The sequence below is a fragment of the Flavobacterium sp. KACC 22763 genome (genome assembly GCF_028736155.1).
In the GTDB taxonomy this organism is placed as follows: domain Bacteria; phylum Bacteroidota; class Bacteroidia; order Flavobacteriales; family Flavobacteriaceae; genus Flavobacterium.
The window spans coordinates 4,169,678-4,188,942 of record NZ_CP117879.1 but is presented as its reverse complement, the minus strand read 5'-3'; the positions used below and the strand labels follow the sequence as shown (position 1 = coordinate 4,188,942).

Sequence of the window (19,265 nt, the reverse complement as noted above, 5' to 3'; positions counted from 1 at the left end):
CAATATTTTTAGACGAGTCTAAAAGTTAAATGTTAGAATTTAAACAATTCGGACACAATCCTGACAGTGTAAAATTGATCTCATTTACTTTATAATTATGTGGCATAATGTAACTCGGTTTTACAGTTTCAAGACAAGTAATCTCGTGACAATTCTCGCAGCTAAAATGCGCATGATTATGAATGTGCACGCGCTGATGCGAATGATTGCATTTTGCATACTTTACCGTTCCATCCAAATTTGAAATTTTATGAATAACATCTTCATTAATTAATCGGTCTAGAATTCGGTAAATGGTAACGCGGTCGCACAAATCATTTAATTGTTTGTGAATTTCAGTGTGCGAAAGAGCCGTTTTAGATTTTTCAAAGACCTCTAAAACAGCCGTTTTTGCTGCGGTATTACGTGTAGCTTTCATTTTTTATGAAGTTAAAAATTAAACGCAACAATGTTGCAATTGATAAAATTGTATATATTTGCAACAAAATTGCATTAAGCAAAAGTACACATAATGAAGAAAATAAGCACACCTTTTTACGATATTTTAGGAATTTCAAGCGCAACCATCTGTTTGGTTCATTGTTTGGTTTTTCCTCTTCTCACAATCCTTCCTTTAGGGTTGAGTCACAATCCAATTATAGATTTACTATTTGCTTCGATAGGTTTATTTGCAATTCTCAAAATTATAAAAAAATCATCTCTTTTGGTATCGTCCATTTTGGTTGTTTCCATGGCGCTGATTTGGATCAGTATTTTGATTGATTTGTTTTTCGAAATTCATCTTGATTTGATCTATTTTGGAGGAATTGGAATGATTATCGGGCATTTAATCAATTACAAATTACATAGGAAACAAAATCATTAAAAATAGAAATATGGAACAGAAGCATTTTGAAGTGATTATCATTGGCGGCAGTTACAGCGGATTGTCTGCAGCAATGAGTTTAGGGCGCTCCTTGCGTCAGGTTTTGGTTATCGACAGCGGCTTGCCTTGCAATAGACAAACACCACATTCTCATAATTTCCTTACGCAAGATGGCGAAAAGCCAGCAGTTATTTCGGCGAAAGCCAAACTGCAAGTAGACATTTATAAAACGGTTCAATTCTATAACGGACTTGCTGTGAAAGCGCTTAAAACAGAAAACGGTTTCGAAATTGCAACCGAATCTGGAGCTGTTTTTACTTCAAGAAAAGTATTGTTTGCAACGGGAGTTAAAGACCTGATTCCTGAAATTGAAGGTTTTGCCGCGTGTTGGGGAATTTCGGTTTTGCATTGTCCGTATTGTCATGGCTATGAAGTTAAAAACGAAAAAACGGCGATTATAGCCAATGGAGAAATGGGATTTGAATATGCCAAACTGATTTCGAATTGGACAAAAGACTTGAGATTATGTACGAACGGAAAATTGGAATTGACTTTAGAGCAACTAAAAATTCTTAAAAATCATGGAGTTCAGATTTTTGAACAAGAAATAGATTCTTTTGAGCATAATGCAGGATATATTAAAAAGATCATTTTTAAGAACGGAGAAAAAGTTGAGGTAAAAGCGATTTATGCCAAACCACCTTTTGAACAGCATTGTCCAATACCTGAAATTTTGGGATGTGATATTAGCGAACAAGGATTGCTGAAAGTAGATGCGATGCAAAAAACAAATATCAAAAGCGTTTTTGCAAGTGGAGATTGTACAACTCAAATGCGATCAGTGGCAATTGCAGTTTCTACAGGTTCTTTCGCTGGAGCGGTAATTAATAAAGAACTTATTGACGAAGAGTTCTGATGTTTTAAATCCGACAGGTTTTAAAAACCTGTCGGATTTTATAGAAAGAATTGCATAGCCCCTAGCTTTAGCTAGGGGAATAAGGATTTGAATTAGAAAAGGCTTTAGCCAAAAATAATAGGTTTGGCTAAAGCCTTTTTCGTGTTTTTTATGTTTCATCCAGCTAAAGCTGGACGCTATTGAAATTAGAGCATATAGCTATGTGTGAAAGCTAGCTTTTTCTATTTCTCTTTCCATAAGTAATATAAATCTATATTTCTATGTGTTTAAACATTTTTAACGGATTGAAATAGAAATGTTTTAAAAAAAATATTTCTAAATAATTATTTGTCAAATTTAATTTTTAGATTTGTCTAAATTTAATTTTATAATAATGAAATATTTATTTTTGGTAATATTGATAATTTTAACGAAAAGCATTTTTTCTCAAAATATCTCTGGAAAAGTAGAAAGTATACTTCCTATTGATCAAGAAATTACCATCCGTTTATTGAGTACAAACTTTAAAACGCAAACCGATTCTCTAGGGTTTTATAAATTCGAAAGTATCCCGAATGGGAATTATAAAATAAATGTAACCTCGACTGGATTCAAACCCATAACCCAAAGAATTTCAGTTTTAGAAAATGAAAACTTGAATTTAGATTTTGAATTAGAAGAAGATCAAAATGAATTGAATGAAGTTGTGGTTTCGGGAACTTTAAAACCTGTAAAAAGATTAGAAAGCGCTGTTCCGGTTGAGGTTTATTCGCCTGTTTTCTTCAAGAAAAATCCAACGCCAAGTATTTATGATGCGCTTCAGAATATAAATGGAGTTCGTCCACAACTTAATTGTGGCGTTTGTAATACAGGAGATATTCATATAAATGGATTGGAAGGTCCGTATACTTTGGTGATGATTGACGGAATGCCAATTGTGAGCAGTCTTTCGACGGTTTATGGCTTGTCTGGAATTCCAAATTCTTTGGTGGAACGAATTGAAATTGTAAAAGGCCCAGCTTCGTCTCTTTATGGTAGTGAAGCGGTTGGAGGTTTAATCAACATTATAACTAAAAGCCCGACTAACGCACCCGTCTTTTCTGCCGATTATTTTACGACTTCTTATTTTGAAAGCAATCTCGATTTGGGAATGAAGTTTAATGCGGGCAAAAAAGCAATTTCTCTTATTGGTGTTAATTACTTCAACTACGATCAGGTTATCGATAAAGACAATGACAATTTTACCGATGTAACGCTTTCTGAACGAATTTCGGTTTTTAATAAATGGAGTTTTCAACGAAACCATAATCGTCTTTTTACGATCGCTGCTCGTGGAATGTATGAAGATCGTTGGGGTGGAGATATTCGTTGGGAGAAAAAATATCGCGGTGGAGACGAAATTTACGGTGAAAGCATTTATACCAAAAGAGCCGAATTAATTGGAAGCTATCAATTGCCGTTTGAAGAAAAACTGATGCTTTCGTTCTCTGGAAATGTCCATTATCAAGACAGCCGTTATGGAACAACATCTTATATTGCCAATCAGAAAATTGGATTTTTACAGCTGACTTGGGATAAAAAAATCGGACGAAATGATTTACTGGCAGGAATTGCCAGTCGATATACGTATTACGACGATAATACAACCGCAACTAAAGAAGCTGAAAATACTTGGCTTCCTGGAATTTTTGTTCAGGACGAAATTACTTTTTCTCCAAAAAGTCAGGTTTTGTTAGGAATGCGTTATGATTACAATTCGATTCACGGCTCAATTTTCACACCGCGATTTGCTTATAGATTTAAGGCAAGCGAAAACACGATTTTTAGATTAAATGCTGGAACGGGATTCAGAGTTGTGAATTTGTTTACAGAAGATCATGCGGCTTTGACAGGCTCGAGAGATGTCATTATTAAAAACGACTTAAAACCCGAACAATCTGTAAATGTGAATTTAAACTACATTCAGAAAATCAATTTCGGAAACGGAACTTTTATGGGAATTGAAACAACTGCTTTTTATACCAGATTCAGTAATAAAATCATTTCAGATTATGAGACTAATCCAAACGAGATTATCTACGACAATATTGATGGTTACGCTTTGAGTCAAGGAATTAGCACAAATATTGATCTTAATTTTCCCTCTGGATTAAAATTTATTGTCGGAGCGACAGTTTTAGATAATAAAAATGTGGAAAATGGTATTTCAGAAAGACCTTTTTTGACTGAGAATTTCACTGCAACATGGAGTATTTCGTATAAAATACAACCTTGGGATTTGTCGATGGATTACACAGGAAATGTTTATAGTCCGATGAAATTACCTTTGCTGAGTGAAACCGATCCGAGAAGCCCAAATTCGCCTTGGTATAGTATTCAGAATATTCAGTTTACCTATTCAGGATGGAAAGATTTTGAAGTTTATGGCGGAATCAAAAATCTGCTGAATTTTACACCAATGCAAAATAATCCGTTTTTGATTTCTAGAACAAACGATCCTTTCGACAAAAATGTGCAATACGATTCAGCCGGAAAAGTATTGGTAACGCCTGACAATCCATACGGATTGACATTTGATACAACTTATGTTTATGGTCAAAACCAAACTATTCGCGGATTTTTGGGATTGCGATATACTTTTAGGTGATTTTTTTAAACACATAGAAACATAGTGTAACTTTGTGTAAAAAGGCGTTTCACTTGCATCAATTCACATAGCTATGTGTGGAAGCTAGCTTCTTTTGTAATCTTTAAAAGCAAAGAAATCTATGTTTCTATGTGTTAAAATTTTTAGAAAGATTGTTTTTCTCCGTCAGGCTGAGCGAAGTCGAAGCCCCGTTCCAATTGGAGCGCCCTTCGACTTCGCTCAGGGAGGCAAAAGAAGTGAAAAAATCTTTTCTAATCCTTTTAATCTGTGGCAAAAAAAACAAAAAAATGAAAAAGCTGTTTCTCTTAATTCTCTTCGGAATAACTTCAACGGGATTCTGCCAATTGAAAAGCAGAACTTTTGAAGAAGTAGACAGCTTACAACAAATTAAAAAAAGAAAAATTATTGTTTTTATACATACCGATTGGTGTCAGTTTTGCCAACGAATGAAAGCTACAACTTTTAAAGATCAAGAAATTATTGAAAAACTAAACTCCGATTTCTATTTTGTTGATTTTAATGCAGAGGAAAAACGAGACATTAGATTTAATAATCACACTTTTAAATACAAACCTTCTGGAAATAATATCGGAGTTCACGAACTGGCATTGCAGCTGGGAACAATTAATAATCAAATCGCATATCCGACTTTGTGCGTTTTAAATGAGAAAAACGAAATCATTTTTCAGTACAATATCTATTTGGGCACAAAAGATTTTAAAATTCTTTTGGAGAAACTTGAAAAATAAATTTTCTTATTTTTGAGAATGAATTCTTCGCAAATCCCACATTTCGATTACATTTTTACAGGAACTGGACTCGCATCTCTGATGACGGTTTACAAAATGGTGCTATCTGGAAAATTCTCTGACAAGTCGATTTTACTACTCGATCAGGATTCAAAGAAAAGCAACGATAGAACTTGGTGCTTTTGGGAAAAGGAAGAAAGCGTTTGGGATTCGGTTATTTCTAAAAAATGGGATTTTGCTTTATTTGCTAATGAAAAGTTTGAACGACATTTAGCGTTGAAGCCTTATAAATACAATAAAATTAACGGAATCGATTTTTACAATTTTGTTTTTGAGGAACTTTTCAAACATTCAAATATTACTTTTCTAAATGAAAAAGTAACCGATATCAACGAATTAGAAACTCACGTTTTCGTTGGCACAGAAGAAAATAGATTTACCTGTAATTATTTATTTAACAGCATTTATACTAAGGTTTTCGCCGAAAGGCAAAACAAATATGCCGTTTTGCAACAGCATTTTGTGGGTTGGTTTGTGAAAACGAAAGAGGAAGTTTTCAATCCAGAAGAAGTTACTTTCATGGATTTTTCTATTGAGCAAAAGGGAAATACACGCTTTATGTATGTTTTGCCGACTTCAAAAACAGAAGCTTTGGTTGAATATACTTTATTTTCGGAAAAATTGCTTCCAAAAGAAGAGTACGAAACTGAAATTCAAATTTATCTGAAGAAGCTCGGCGCAAGCCAATATCAAATTCTCGAAAAAGAGGAGGGAAGCATTCCAATGACCTGTTATCCTTTTTGGGAAAAAAATACCAAACGGGTTTTGAATATCGGCACAGCAGGAGGCTGGACAAAAGCGAGCACAGGTTATACGTTTAAGAGCTCGGATAAAAAATCATCAGATTTAGTTGATTTTATTCAAAACAAAGATTTTAGAATGAAAGACTTTCATAAAAAATCTAAGTTTTGGTTTTACGATTTATTGCTTTTGGATATTCTGTATCGCTATAACGAATTGGGAAGTTCCATTTTTTCTTCTTTGTTTAAAAAAGGAAATCCAAAGTTGATTTTTAAGTTTTTGGACGAAGAAACTACTTTTTTAGAAGATGTTAAAGTTATTTTAAAGTGTCCAAAACTTCCATTTATTAAAGCGTTATTTAGAGTGATTTTTCTTTCAAATAAATCTAACTCAAAAACGTAACCATTGAAAACCATTACTTTATTATCTAGTTTCTTTTTTACTGTATTATCGTTCGGACAAGTTTCGACAAATAAGGCACATGATGCTATTGTGGAAGAATTTTTAAGCAATTGCGCCGAAAAACACAATTATATTTTTGAAATGACTGAATGGCAAGATTGTCTTGATCAGGGTTTGAAAAAAGACAGTACTGTTGCCTATTTATGGCAGCAGAAAGCAATGCCTTATTTTAAATGTAAAAAGTACGAAGTTGGTATGCCTTTTCTAGATAAAGCTGTCTTCTATAATAAAGAACGCTGGTTGTCGTATCGCGCTTTTATGAAATGCATTTTTTCGCACGAGTATAAAGAGGCTATCATAGACTTTGATGAAGCCATAAAACTGTATGGAAATAGTTATGTTATGGACCATTCGTTCAATTTTTATAAAGGACTTTGCTATCTTCAGCTGAATGAATATGAAAAAGCAGAAAAGCTTTTTGACGATTATGTAAATGATATTTACAAAAATCGTCAGCAGTTAGAGCATCCTACGGCATATTTTTATCAAGGAATTGCCAAATATGAACTTAAAAAATGGGATGAAGCGATTGCTATTTTTGATAAGGCATTGAAAATCTATCCTGAATTTTCAGATGCGAAGTATTATAAAGCAATTTGCTGGCTGAAACAAGGAAAGCCAAGAGAAGAAGCTGTTGCATTGGTTGGCATTGCAAGAGAAGATGCAGCTAAAGGTTTTTCAATTAATGAAGACAATACGATTTATGAGACTTACCCTTACCAGAAGAAGTTTGGTAAATAATAATCAGCAAAATCTATTTTTTTAAAGAAAAATGTTTTTGTACTAAAAATACCTTATTCTTTTGTTTTTATAACTTTTTAAGGTTTTTGTGAGAAAGTTCTCTGTATAAATTTGCGATCCAAAACAACATCGGCTTTTTGCGATAATGAATGAATTGACAAGTTATGGGAATCACAAAACAATTGAATTTTGATATAGAAACAGAAGCAATAGGAAAAATTTGCAAAGCTCTTGGACATCCTACACGAATCCAGATTATGACACTTCTGTGGAAAAGAGATAGCAGAACTTGTGGCGAAATTGTCGAATTAATTCCACTAGCACAGTCTACAATATCCAAACATCTTTTAGAACTGAAAAAAGCTAGTCTGGTTGATGTAAAATATGAAGGGAAAAAAACAATTTATTCTATAACAGTTGATAATATAGAAGTTCTTAAAAAATATGTCAGCAATTACCTTTCAACTATTGAAATTTCAGAGCAGGATAAATCAACAGTTTTAGCTACGAGACATAAAATGAGAGGCAGAAACAGACATTTGAAGCAGTATAATTATCAATTTCCCCATAAAATTATTAAAGAGGAAGCTCTTTAAGTATTTGTAAAATCTCTGTTTTAAAATTTGATATTGAACTATAACAAAACTTTATACTTCAAAGTAACTAGTTGCGAGTAAACTTTGTAACTTTGCAGTTCAAAAAGTACAATTTAAAAAACAAGAATATGTATCCACTAGACATGGTAAAACCAATGGAAGCTGAATTAACAGCTGCAGGTTTTCAAGATTTACATAGTGCTGAAGCTGTTGAGAATGCGATCAAAGCTGAAGGTACCACTTTAGTTGTTGTGAACTCTGTTTGCGGGTGCGCTGCAAGAAATGCACGTCCGGGAGCAAAAATGAGTTTGGATAATGCTAAAAAACCAGATCATTTAATTACTGTTTTTGCAGGTGTTGACAAAGAAGCTGTTGATGCTGCAAGACAACATATGTTCCCATTTCCTCCATCTTCGCCATCTATGGCTTTGTTTAAAAACGGAGAATTGGTTCACATGTTAGAGCGTCACCACATCGAAGGACGCCCAGCTGAATTAATTGCTGAGAATTTGCAAGACGCGTTTAACGAGTTCTGTTAATTTTTAAGATACTAAGTTGCTAAGATTCTGAGATGCTAAGTTTAGAATTAAAGCGACAAAGATTTACAACAAAAAAGCACTATGAAAATAGTGCTTTTTTGTTTTTTATAAGTATCGGATCAAAAAACTTAGAACCTTAGCAACTTAGAATCTCAGAATCTTAGAGATTCCATCCCCCGCCAAGTGCTTTGTACAATTCAACCATTGAGCTCAATTGTCTTTCTGATAATTGTGCCAGACTTAACTGTGCATTGAAAAGGTTGGTTTCGACATCTAAAACTTCTAAGTAAGAAACGTAACCACTGTCATATCTTTCGTGAGATAGTTTGTAGTTTATTAAAGCCGCTTGCACTTGTCTGTTGCGTGCTTTCCATTCTTCTTGATAAGTTCTAACGTTTTGTATAGATTGTTCTACTTCAGAAACGGCATCAATATATTTTTGTTGATAAAGAAATTTGAACTGTTCTGCTTGTTGTCTGTTTATTTCAACTCTTCTTTTGTTTTTTCCGAAAGCGAATATTGGCCCTGCAATTCCACCAGAAGCATTTTGCATATAAGAACTTCCTAAAAAGAGATTACTCAAATCGGCACTGGCAAATCCTGCAATGGCAGCTAGATTAATAGACGGAAAACGCATTGCTTGAGCTACACCAATTCTTTCGTTGGCAGCGGCATATCTTAATTCGGCCGCTTTTACATCTGGTCTGTTTTCTAATAAGGCAGACGGAATTGACAATGGAATTTGACTGACTATTTGTAACTCGGTATTGCTTTTTCCTCGAGGAATTTCAGTAGGAAGCTGACCTGTAAGGAGTGCAATGGTATTTTCTTGATAGGTTATTTGTCTTTCAATATTAGGAATTGCAGCTTCGGCAATCGCAACCTGCTGTTCAATCTGTACTTTATCAACTTCGGAGATATACCCTTTTTCAAATCTCTCGCTTATAATTTGATAATACTTCTCTCTAGTTTCAAGAGTATGTTTGGTTATTTCCAGCTGATCATCAAAATTTCGCATCTGAAAGTACGCTATTGCAATATTGGCTACGATATCAGACAAGATTACTTTACGAGCTTCTTCTGTAGCAAGAAGTTCATTTTTAACAGCATTATTTTCATGGCGAAATTTTCCCCAGAAATCAAGTTCCCAAGACATGCTGGCTCCTGCTGTTGAAGGAGTAATATACTTTTCGTTGCTGTTTATAGTAGCTCCATATTGTATACTTGGAAATAAATCGGCTTTGGTATAGCCTAATTGAGCGCGAAACTGCTCAATTCTTGAAACCGCAATTTTTAAATCGTAATTATTCTCAAGGCCTTTTTGGATAAGACCTTTTAAAACATCATCATTAAACAAATCAAACCATTTTAAATTGGTTACCGAAGCGAGACTGTCTAAATTTCTTTCGTTTCTATAAGAATCTGATTTTAACTGCTCAGGTTTTTTATATTTTGGTCCAACCATACATCCTGCAGGAAATAAGGAAAGAACCAATACAATAACGATTATTTTATATTTCTTACTCATGGTCTGTAGTATTTGATTCTACATTGTTTTCTCCAGCTACGATTGTTTCTTCTTTCTTGTGTCCAATTTTTTCAATCATAACAAATAGACCTGGTACAATTAATACACCTAAAACCGTAGCGATTAACATACCGCTAAATACAGCCATTCCCATTACAATACGGGCTTGAGAACCTGCACCAGTGGCAGTCAATAATGGAACTACTCCAAGAATGAAAGCAAAAGCAGTCATCAAGATCGGTCGAAAACGAAGTCTTGCCGCATACATTGCCGATTCGTAAAGAGGTTTTCCTTTTTCATATTCTTCTTTGGCAAACTCAACGATCAGAATGGCATTTTTTGCTACTAATCCGATAAGTAAAACGAGTCCGATTTGCGCAAAAACGTTGTTGACATAAGCATCACTTCCAAATCTTGCCAAAAGAAGTCCTAAAAAGGCTCCAAACACTGCAAAAGGCGCTCCAAGAAGTACACTAAATGGCAGTTTCCAGCTTTCGTATTGTGCAGCTAGGATTAAGAACACAAAAACCAATGCCATAATAAATACAGAAGATCCTCCTGGCGAATGCTTTTCCTGATACGATAAGTTGATGTAATCATAACTCATGTCTGCAGGCAAAGTCTCTTTGGCGACTTCCTCCAATGCAGTTAAAGCCTGCGCACTACTATAACCATCGTTTGGACTTCCTCCAATTTCAGCAGATCGGAATAAATTTAAACGATTCGTAAAATCGGGACCTGAAACTTTAGTTGCTGTAACTAATGTCGAAACTGGGAGCATATCACCTTTGTTGTTTTTGACATAAATCATGTTTAAATCTTCTGGTTTTACACGATTAAAAGCTTCTCCTTGCACATACACTTTATATTGACGTCCGAAACGGTTAAAGTCATTTACATAACTTCCTCCCAAAAAGGCTCCAAGCGCTTCGGTTACTTTAGAAACAGGTATTCCTAATTTCATTGCCTTGTCGTTGTCGATATCCAGTTTAATTTGTGGAGTACCAGCATTAAAAGTGGTATAAATTCGTTTTATTTCTGGACGCTGCTGTGCCGCGGCAATAAATTTTTGCGTCTGTTCTGCTAAATATTGCGGCGTATTTCCTCCACGATCTTGCAGCATTAAACTAAATCCTGCAGAGGCACCTAAACCTTGAATTGCGGGTGGACCAAATGAAAAACAAGTCGCAGTCGTAATTTGAGTGGCCAGTTTTTTATTGAATCGGTCTACAAACTGTTTAGCCGTTTCAGCTCTTTCTTCCCAAGGTTTTAGAGAAATAAAGATGAAAGCATTATTTGGCTGATAAGAGTTTGTAAGCATACTAAATCCGTTTATCGTGGTATAAGACAGAATAGATTTTTCTTCTTTAAGGAAACTGTCTACTTTTTTAGATATTTCATCCGTACGCTGTAAAGATGATGCAGGTGGCAAGGCAATATTTACCAAAACATATCCTTGATCTTCTTCAGGAATAAATCCTAACGGAATCTTTTTGCCTAAAAGCACAATTGAAACTAGTATAACAGCCAGTAAAACTACAATACGCATTGCTTTTTTGGCAAAGAATGTTGCTCCGCCAATATACTTTCCGGTCACATTTTCGAAAACCCTATTGAACCAAGAAAAGAATTTGGCAAGCCATCCTTTTTGCTGATCAAGAGGTTTTGTTGGTTTTAAAAGCATAGCACAAAGTGCGGGACTTAAAGACAAAGCACTAAATGCCGAAAAGGCGACCGAGACGGCAATGGTTATGGCAAATTGCTGATAGAAACGTCCTGTAATTCCAGGCGTCATAGCTACTGGAATAAAAACGGCACATAGAATTAATGCGATGGCAATTACTGGTCCAGAAACCTCTTTCATCGCTTGAACGGTAGCCTCTTTAGGAGTTTTTCCATGTTCGATATGATGTATTACGGCTTCTACAACCACAATCGCATCATCGACCACAATACCAATTGCCAATACTAATCCTAAAAGCGAAAGTGTATTGATCGAAAATCCCAACATTGGGAAAACCGCAATAGTGCCTATCAGCGAAACTGGAACTGTAATTAACGGAATTAAAGTCGCGCGCCAGTTTTGCAGGAATATAAATACCACCAAAATAACCAATATAATAGCCTCAAAAAGAGTGTGAACAATATCATCAACCCCTGCAGTAATGGCAAGTGTAGTATCTAAAGATTCTTGATATACAATGTCCTGCGGAAATCTCTCAGACAATTGTTTCATTGTTGCTTTTGCAGTTTCTGCCACGTCAAGAGCATTACTTCCTGGCATTTGGTATAAAGCAACAACCGCACTTGGAGAACTATTTCTTCTGGCTGTTGAGCTGTAATTTTCAGTTCCTAATTCGATTCGGGCAATATCGGCAAGTAAAACTTGCGCTCCATCTTCTTTGCTTCGAACTACGATATTTCCAAATTCTTTTTCAGTTACCAATCGGTCTTGAAGTGTTACACCGTAGGTGAATTCAGTATTGGGAGGTGCTGGTTCAGCTCCAAATTTTCCTCCTGGACTAATCATATTTTGTGCGTTCAGAGCATTTTTGACATCTTCAACCGTTATGCCAAGCTTGCTCATCATGTCGGCCTTCAACCAAATACGCATCGAGTAATCACTACCTCCAAAAAGAGCAACCTCTCCAACTCCTTTAATACGAGCCAGCTGGTCAACAACATTTATACTGGCGTAGTTATTTAAAAATTTAGCATCATATTTAGGATTGGTAGAAGTAATCGTAAAAAGCATCATCGGGAACGAAAGAGACTTTTTTACCACAACACCTTGTTGTTTTACACTCGAAGGCATAAAGGGAGCAGACTGGTTTTGTCTGTTTTGCGTAAGCATATTGGCGTTGTCCAGATTGGTTCCTACGTCGAAAGTTACCTCAATGGTACAAGCACCATCAGAAGTATTGATCGATTTCATGTACAACATATTTTCGACACCATTCACTTTTTGCTCGATCGGAGTAGCTACTGCTTGCTCCACATTCAGCGCATTTGCTCCTGTAAAAGAAGTAGTAATTTTTACAACAGGCGGATTAATATCCGGATATTGCGAAATAGGTGTTTTTTGTAATGCCAGTAATCCAAGTATCACAATGATAATACTAATTACAATGGCAACAATCGGTCTTCGGACGAAAAATTCTCCCATAATAGTATGTGATTTAGATTACTTTGCAGCTACAGTTTCTGGATCGCCCAATTGCCATTGAACGATTTTAGGAGTAATGACACTTCCGTTTTTCAATAACGAAGTACCTCCCATGGCTATCTTGTCGCCAGGTTTTAATCCTTCTTCAATAATATAACCGTTTTTAACAGAAGGGCCTGGTTTTACAATTTGCATTTGTACTTTGTTATCATTGCCTACTACATATACTTGATAGATTCCTTGAACTTCAATGACTGCGCGTTGCGGAATCACAATTGCGTCTTTGCGAATGTCTGTAAGCAATGCCACTTTTACATATTGCCCCGGACGGAGTAATTTGTCAGGATTAGGAAATGTAGCTTCAAATGTGATTGCTCCTGTAGAAGGATCGATCTGTCTGTCGGCAAAACTTACTTTTCCTTTCTCAGGATAGATAGAACCGTCAGATAATTTTATAGTTACAGTAGCGCCAGAGCCTTTTAAAGCAGAATTTGGTTTGCTAAACTCTCTAAAAAGACGAAGAAATTCCTGTTCGCTAATTGTAAATCGTACTCTTACATCACCAAGATCAGAAATAGTGTTTAAAATAGACATGGCGCCAGGTCTTACATAATCACCAACGCGGACTTTAGAAATACCGATTAATCCTGAAATTGGTGCTAAAATTTGACAATAACCCAATTCTATCTGAGCATTTTGAACCGAAGCGTCTGAAGCTTTTATTTGGGCTAAAGAAGCGTTATATGCAGCTTTTGCAGAAACCAATTCTCGTTGGCTGACAGCATTCATTTTGGCTAAAGGAGTAATCATGTCCAAATCTGATTTGGTTTTAGATAATCTCGCCTGCGATTCTGCAGCCACACCCTGAGCTTCGTTAAGTTTGGCTCTGTATGGTAAAGGATCAATTGTATAAAGAACCTGTCCTTTCTTGACAAAACTTCCTTCTTTAAAATTCATACTTTCGATAATACCATCAACTCGGGGGTTAATTTGTATATCAGATTGACCAAAAGTCTGCCCCGTATATTCAGATTCTAAATCTACATCTTGCTGTAAAACTGAAGTAACTGAAATTTCTAAAGGTTTGGGCGCTGGCGGGGTTTCTTTTTTGCAAGAAAAAAATAAGAAACTTAATAAAATTGCTGAAGAATAGATTTTGTTCATTGTTAAATTCTTTAGATAAAATTCATTAAATACAACTGACTAAAAACCAATAAAGTGCAATAGCTAAGTTAGCATTTTTTTGGTTAGATGATTAAATATTGTACGAATTTTGTTAATTTTAGTTAAAATTTTATCTGTCTGTATATCAATTAATAGTGAAAAGTCGGATGAAATGCCATTTAATGCCGATAAACTGCAATTTTGTAAGAATAAATTATTCAATGAAGAAGGAATAATAATTTAAAAAACTTATGTAATCATGTCAAAAAATAACAAGAAAAAGCATAAAAAGGATGGAGAGGATGATAATGATTTAAAAAAATTAAATAAAAAGGAATTATTACATCGGGCAAAAAAATTTTCTGAGCAATATTGTGTTGGAGACGATAAGAACTTCACATTAAAGGACAAACCAACAACTTATTCTGGTGAAGCCGAAAAAGTCTCGGTTCAAAAAACATTAAAGATGGGAGTGAAGGCTCTCGCCGCCATGCAGGATATTTTGTACGCACAAGATAAATGGTCGGTTCTTATTATTTTTCAAGCTATGGATGCTGCTGGAAAAGATGGTGCAATCAAACATGTTATGTCTGGGATAAATCCGCAGGGTTGCCAAGTTTCTTCTTTTAAAGGGCCAAGTTCAGAAGAATTAGACCATGATTATTTATGGCGTTGTCAAAAACATTTGCCAGAGCGAGGGCGAATAGGGATTTTCAATCGTTCTTATTATGAAGAAGTGTTGGTGGTTCGCGTTCATGAACAAATATTAAAGAGTCAAAAAATCCCTGAAAAATTGATAAAGGAAAATATTTGGGACAATCGTTTTGAAGACATTCGAAACTTTGAAAAATATCTAAACAGAAATGGGACTGTTGTTATTAAGTTTTTTCTAAATGTTTCTAAAGATGAACAAAAGAGAAGATTTATTGAAAGGGTGGACAATCCTGATAAAAATTGGAAATTTAGCGCTGCCGATGCCAAAGAACGAGGTTATTGGGACGATTATATGCACGCGTATGAAGAATTAATTAAAAACACCTCTACCAAAAAATCACCTTGGTATGTCATTCCGGCCGATGATAAGTCTTATGCTCGAATTGCGATTGCTTCTGCAATCATTCATGCTTTAGACGAAATGGATTTGGAATATCCTAAAGTGAGTCCAGAAAAAATAGCAGAACTCAATGAGGTTAAAAAAGCATTGTTGGAAGAGAAAGAGTAACCTTTTGCAGCTATAAACATTGATTTGTAATTGTGAATTACTACTATCTTAATCTTCTTCACTATGATTTCTAAACTTTTGCCTTCACTAGATTGGATTAAAAATTATGAAAAGCAGAATTTCAAAAGAGACTTTATTGCAGGGGTAACTCTTGCGGCTTACGGAATTCCTGTTTCTCTCGCCTACGCAACGCTTGCAGGTTTGCCACCTCAATACGGAATTTATGGATACCTCATTGGTGGAATATTTTATGCTTTGTTGGGTTCTAGCAAGCAACTTGCAATTGGGCCAACCTCCGCCATTTCTTTATTAGTAGGCACAACTATAGCTGGTATGGCAAATGGCGACGTACAGCGCTGGTCAGAAATTGCTTCGCTTACGGCGTTAGTATTTGCAGGAATGGCAATTATAGCTTATCTGCTAAGATTAAGTGGAATTATAAACTTTATAAGCGAAACCGTTTTGGTTGGGTTCAAAGCGGGAGCTGCGATTACTATTGGTTTAACTCAATTGCCAAAATTATTTGGAGTTAAAGGAGGAGGTGATAATTTCCTTGAACGAATTACCATTCTTTTTCATCAAATTCCAGAAATGAATACGGCTATTTTTATTTTCGGAATAATTGCAATTCTAATATTAATAATAGGAGAAAAAGTGGCTCCGCAGTTTCCTGTAGCAATATTGATTGTCATTTTATCTATTATCCTTATTTCAACTACATCTTTAAAATATGCAGAATTTAATACAGTTGGAATTATTCCCACAGGACTTCCTGAATTTCATGTACCTTCTTTGAGAATTCGAGATGTCGAGGGAGTTTTGCCTCTTGCAATGGCTTGTTTCCTATTGTCTTATATTGAGAGCGTTTCAGCTGGGAGAACATTAGCACAAAAAAACGGATATGTTATTGATCCGCGCCAGGAACTTCTGGCACTTGGAGTCGCTAATGCTGCCGTTTCACTCGGACACGGCTATCCTGTTGCGGGTGGTTTGTCGCAATCAGCTGTAAATGATGCAGCAGGTGCCAAAACACCATTGTCACTTTTGCTTGCTTCGGGTACAATTGCTTGCTGTCTCTTGTTTTTGACAGGATATCTTCAAAATCTGCCGACCGTAATTTTGGCTGCTATTGTTCTAGTAGCGATCAGAGGGCTTTTTGATTGGAAAGAAATGAGGCATCTTTATAAAATAAACAAACAAGAATTTGCTGTTGTAATGATTGCGCTTGCAGGAGTATTGATCTGGGGAATTCTCGCTGGAGTTTTGCTTGCAACTCTTGTAACTTTATTGTTATTATTAAAAGCTGCGTCAAAACCGCATGTAGCTTTTTTAGGAAGGGTTCCAGGAACGAGAATTTATACAGATCTGAAAAGACATCCCGATAACGAGGAAATAGATCATATATTGATTGTTAGAGTAGAATCTTCCATATTTTATTTTAATGCAGAATATATTAAAGAACGAATTTTAGAAAAAATCTACGGCGAGCAAGGTTCTTTAAAAACAGTAATATTAGACCTCAATTCGTCACCCCGAGTTGATATTGCAGGCGCGCGTTTCTTAAAGAATTTGTTTATTGATTTGCAGGCCAAAAATATTACTCTAAAAATTGCAGAAGCTCGTTCTGATGTTAGAGATAGTCTGCGGGCAGAAAATCTTGAAATTCTCTTCGGACATATTAGCCGTTCTGTTTCCGTAGATGATTTGGTGCAGCGTTCAAAACACGAATAATCTTGTATATCAGTGCAAAAGAGCTAAAATTACAATGTTGCATTAATGTTTTAAGATGTTAAAAAAACAGATAATTAAGTTAAGATCATTTTTAATCTCAAAATAAACTTTAAATTTGCCGCAGATTTTAAAGAAAATCTAAAAAAACATATATTTCTTAACTTAAAACTGTTTATAGCATGCAACTGTATAACACTTTAAGCGCAGAAGAAAGAGCTATCATGATCGATGATGCAGGACAACAACGACTTACGTTGTCTTTCTATGCGTATGCCAAAATTCAAGATCCACAAAAATTTCGTAATGATTTATTCGTAGCCTGGAATGCCCTTGATGCATTAGGTCGAATTTATGTTGCCAGCGAGGGAATAAATGCTCAAATGAGTGTTCCTGCTGAAAATTTTGAAGCTTTTAGAGAAACTCTAGAAGCTTACGATTTCATGAAAGGCATTCGATTGAATGTTGCTGTAGAACACGATGACCATTCATTTTTGAAATTGACGATCAAAGTACGCCACAAAATTGTTGCCGACGGTTTAAACGATGATACTTTTGATGTTACTAATATTGGCGTTCACTTGAAAGCCAAAGAATTCAACGAAATCCTTGATGACCCAAACACAATTGTGGTTGATTTTAGAAATCATTACGAAAGTGAAGTTGGACATTTTAAAAATGCTATTACTCCAGATGTTGAAACTTTCAGAGAGAGTTTGCCAATCATCAACGAACAGCTTAAAGATCACAAAGACGATAAAAATCTAGTAATGTATTGTACTGGAGGTATTCGTTGCGAAAAAGCGAGTGCTTACTTCAAACACCAAGGTTTCAAAAACGTTTATCAGTTAGAAGGCGGAATTATTAATTACGCTAAACAATTGAAAGAAGAAGGTTTAGAAAGCAAATTCATTGGTAAAAACTTCGTATTTGATAATCGTCTAGGCGAAAGAATCACGGATGATATTATTTCACAATGCCACCAATGCGGAAAACCTTGCGATAATCACACCAACTGCGAGAATGACGGTTGTCATTTATTATTTATTCAGTGTGATGAATGTAAAGCAGCAATGGAAAACTGCTGTTCTACAGAATGTCTAGAGATTATCCACATGCCATTAGTTGACCAAGTTCGTTTAAGAACTGGAAAACAAGTTGGAAACAAAGTGTTCAGAAAAGGAAAATCTGAAAATTTGAAATTCAAACATTCAGGAGAATTGCCAGAGACAGCTTTGGCTACAGCACAAAAACCAGCTGATATTCGTCAGAAAATAAAAGTAAAGAAAGTACTTCTTGGAAAAGCAGAACATTATTATGTAAAAGCTCAAGTTGGACAATTTACTATCGAAAATCAAGAGTTAAACAGCGGTGATAAAATCTTAATTTCTGGTCCAACTACTGGAGATCAGGAATTGGTTTTGAATAGAATTATTGTTAATGGTGCAGAAACTCAAACTGCTAAGATTGGTGATAAAGTTACTTTTGAGGTTCCGTTTCGTATTCGTTTGTCAGATAAATTGTATAAAATTGTAAATTAGCGGTTTTTAACGCTACTTTACAATGTCACATTCTTTTGCCAAATTATGGATTCACGCCATTTGGTCAACCAAAAACCGTAAGGAATTAATTGACTTTTCAATTGAAAAAAAGGTACACGATTATATTCACAATGAGTTAATTGAATTGGGTTGTCCTGTTAGAATCATAAACGGAATGCCTGATCATGTACATGTTTTATTTTTATTGAATCCCCAAAAATCTATTTCGGATGTAATTCGTCAAGCGAAAGGAGTTTCATCTCATTGTATAAATGGAGAAAATCTAATTCTTGAAAAATTCGCATGGCAAAAGGGCTATGCGGCTTTTGCTGTAAGCGAGTCTCAGCTTGATCTTGTTTTTAATTACATTAAAAAACAAAAGCAGCATCATCTCAAAAAGGATGGACAGCAGGAATTTGATGAATTTGTAAAACTGCATGGGTTTGAAAATTAGATCGATCTCAAAACATAAAAAATATCACAATATAGAACATAGCCCACGGTTTCAACCGTGGGAAACGTATTGTTGCGTAACGTTAAGGATGTCCATTGTGTTTCCACGGTTGAAACCGTGGGCTATATTTGATAAAGATTGCGTTACAATTATGGACATAGCAAATG

General features: G+C 35.3%; 16 protein-coding genes. 12 read left to right on the top strand and 4 right to left on the bottom strand.

All coding sequences use genetic code 11. From position 1 onward, the window contains the following. Positions 1-25: 25 nt before the first annotated feature. Complete coding sequence (locus PQ463_RS17580; protein WP_274254789.1) at positions 26-418, bottom strand: Fur family transcriptional regulator; 393 nt, start codon at positions 416-418, stop codon at positions 26-28. A 93-nt stretch (positions 419-511) separates the two neighbouring features. Here PQ463_RS17580 and PQ463_RS17575 point away from each other — a divergent pair, with 93 nt between their 5' ends. From PQ463_RS17575 to PQ463_RS17540, 8 genes are all read left to right on the top strand, one after another. Then, complete coding sequence (locus PQ463_RS17575; RefSeq protein ID WP_274254788.1) at positions 512-865, top strand: MerC domain-containing protein; 354 nt, start codon at positions 512-514, stop codon at positions 863-865. 10 nt (positions 866-875) lie between these two features. Further along, positions 876-1,781: an NAD(P)/FAD-dependent oxidoreductase gene (locus tag PQ463_RS17570; RefSeq protein WP_274254787.1), complete on the top strand. Its 906-nt coding sequence runs from the start codon at positions 876-878 to the stop codon at positions 1,779-1,781. A gap of 373 nt (positions 1,782-2,154) precedes the next feature. Continuing rightward, entirely contained in the window at positions 2,155-4,407 is a 2,253-nt protein-coding gene (locus tag PQ463_RS17565; RefSeq protein WP_274254786.1) for a TonB-dependent receptor, read from the top strand. Between the two features lie 287 nt (positions 4,408-4,694). Continuing rightward, positions 4,695-5,156: a thioredoxin family protein gene (locus tag PQ463_RS17560; protein ID WP_274254785.1), complete on the top strand. Its 462-nt coding sequence runs from the start codon at positions 4,695-4,697 to the stop codon at positions 5,154-5,156. A gap of 18 nt (positions 5,157-5,174) precedes the next feature. Further along, positions 5,175-6,359 (top strand): lycopene cyclase family protein, encoded by a 1,185-nt coding sequence (locus tag PQ463_RS17555; protein ID WP_274254784.1) that lies wholly within the window; start codon positions 5,175-5,177, stop codon positions 6,357-6,359. Positions 6,360-6,362: 3 nt separating this feature from the next. After that, positions 6,363-7,160 (top strand): tetratricopeptide repeat protein, encoded by a 798-nt coding sequence (locus PQ463_RS17550; protein ID WP_274254783.1) that lies wholly within the window; start codon positions 6,363-6,365, stop codon positions 7,158-7,160. Positions 7,161-7,324: 164 nt separating this feature from the next. Further along, a complete protein-coding gene (locus PQ463_RS17545; RefSeq protein ID WP_274254782.1) occupies positions 7,325-7,756 on the top strand; it encodes an ArsR/SmtB family transcription factor in 432 nt (143 codons plus the stop codon). A 128-nt stretch (positions 7,757-7,884) separates the two neighbouring features. Further along, positions 7,885-8,295 (top strand): BrxA/BrxB family bacilliredoxin, encoded by a 411-nt coding sequence (locus PQ463_RS17540; RefSeq protein WP_111284876.1) that lies wholly within the window; start codon positions 7,885-7,887, stop codon positions 8,293-8,295. Positions 8,296-8,455: 160 nt separating this feature from the next. Here the strand turns inward: PQ463_RS17540 and PQ463_RS17535 are convergent, their stop codons facing one another. Genes PQ463_RS17535 through PQ463_RS17525 form a run of 3 tightly spaced genes read right to left on the bottom strand, consistent with a single transcriptional unit; the run spans position 8,456 to position 14,153 of the window. Further along, the gene (locus tag PQ463_RS17535) at positions 8,456-9,823 is read right to left on the bottom strand and encodes an efflux transporter outer membrane subunit (RefSeq protein ID WP_274254781.1); all 1,368 of its coding nucleotides are present in this window, start codon (positions 9,821-9,823) and stop codon (positions 8,456-8,458) included. Beyond that, positions 9,816-12,989 (bottom strand): efflux RND transporter permease subunit, encoded by a 3,174-nt coding sequence (locus tag PQ463_RS17530; protein ID WP_274254780.1) that lies wholly within the window; start codon positions 12,987-12,989, stop codon positions 9,816-9,818. Before PQ463_RS17530 ends, PQ463_RS17535 begins: the two co-directional genes overlap by 8 nt. A gap of 18 nt (positions 12,990-13,007) precedes the next feature. Next, positions 13,008-14,153: an efflux RND transporter periplasmic adaptor subunit gene (locus PQ463_RS17525; protein ID WP_111377688.1), complete on the bottom strand. Its 1,146-nt coding sequence runs from the start codon at positions 14,151-14,153 to the stop codon at positions 13,008-13,010. Positions 14,154-14,412: 259 nt separating this feature from the next. On the opposite strand from PQ463_RS17525, the gene PQ463_RS17520 reads away from it, so the two are divergent. From PQ463_RS17520 to tnpA, 4 genes are all read left to right on the top strand, one after another. Then, on the top strand, positions 14,413-15,375 hold the full coding sequence (locus PQ463_RS17520) for a polyphosphate kinase 2 family protein (RefSeq protein WP_274254779.1): 963 nt from the start codon (positions 14,413-14,415) through the stop codon (positions 15,373-15,375). Positions 15,376-15,438: 63 nt separating this feature from the next. Beyond that, a complete protein-coding gene (locus PQ463_RS17515; protein ID WP_274254778.1) occupies positions 15,439-17,106 on the top strand; it encodes a SulP family inorganic anion transporter in 1,668 nt (555 codons plus the stop codon). A 179-nt stretch (positions 17,107-17,285) separates the two neighbouring features. Further along, positions 17,286-18,644, top strand: coding sequence for an oxygen-dependent tRNA uridine(34) hydroxylase TrhO (gene trhO, locus PQ463_RS17510; protein ID WP_274254777.1), 1,359 nt, complete (start codon positions 17,286-17,288; stop codon positions 18,642-18,644). Positions 18,645-18,666: 22 nt separating this feature from the next. Then, positions 18,667-19,098, top strand: coding sequence for an IS200/IS605 family transposase (gene tnpA / locus PQ463_RS17505; RefSeq protein WP_274254776.1), 432 nt, complete (start codon positions 18,667-18,669; stop codon positions 19,096-19,098). Positions 19,099-19,265 lie beyond the last annotated feature (167 nt).

Coding starts and splice junctions, on each gene's coding strand:
- PQ463_RS17580 (WP_274254789.1), bottom strand. CDS start 418: ATGAAAGCTACACGTAATACCGCAGCAAAAACGGCTGTTTTAGAGGTC.
- PQ463_RS17575 (WP_274254788.1), top strand. CDS start 512: ATGAAGAAAATAAGCACACCTTTTTACGATATTTTAGGAATTTCAAGC.
- PQ463_RS17570 (WP_274254787.1), top strand. CDS start 876: ATGGAACAGAAGCATTTTGAAGTGATTATCATTGGCGGCAGTTACAGC.
- PQ463_RS17565 (WP_274254786.1), top strand. CDS start 2,155: ATGAAATATTTATTTTTGGTAATATTGATAATTTTAACGAAAAGCATT.
- PQ463_RS17560 (WP_274254785.1), top strand. CDS start 4,695: ATGAAAAAGCTGTTTCTCTTAATTCTCTTCGGAATAACTTCAACGGGA.
- PQ463_RS17555 (WP_274254784.1), top strand. CDS start 5,175: ATGAATTCTTCGCAAATCCCACATTTCGATTACATTTTTACAGGAACT.
- PQ463_RS17545 (WP_274254782.1), top strand. CDS start 7,325: ATGGGAATCACAAAACAATTGAATTTTGATATAGAAACAGAAGCAATA.
- PQ463_RS17540 (WP_111284876.1), top strand. CDS start 7,885: ATGTATCCACTAGACATGGTAAAACCAATGGAAGCTGAATTAACAGCT.
- PQ463_RS17535 (WP_274254781.1), bottom strand. CDS start 9,823: ATGAGTAAGAAATATAAAATAATCGTTATTGTATTGGTTCTTTCCTTA.
- PQ463_RS17530 (WP_274254780.1), bottom strand. CDS start 12,989: ATGGGAGAATTTTTCGTCCGAAGACCGATTGTTGCCATTGTAATTAGT.
- PQ463_RS17525 (WP_111377688.1), bottom strand. CDS start 14,153: ATGAACAAAATCTATTCTTCAGCAATTTTATTAAGTTTCTTATTTTTT.
- PQ463_RS17520 (WP_274254779.1), top strand. CDS start 14,413: ATGTCAAAAAATAACAAGAAAAAGCATAAAAAGGATGGAGAGGATGAT.
- PQ463_RS17515 (WP_274254778.1), top strand. CDS start 15,439: ATGATTTCTAAACTTTTGCCTTCACTAGATTGGATTAAAAATTATGAA.
- trhO (WP_274254777.1), top strand. CDS start 17,286: ATGCAACTGTATAACACTTTAAGCGCAGAAGAAAGAGCTATCATGATC.
- tnpA (WP_274254776.1), top strand. CDS start 18,667: ATGTCACATTCTTTTGCCAAATTATGGATTCACGCCATTTGGTCAACC.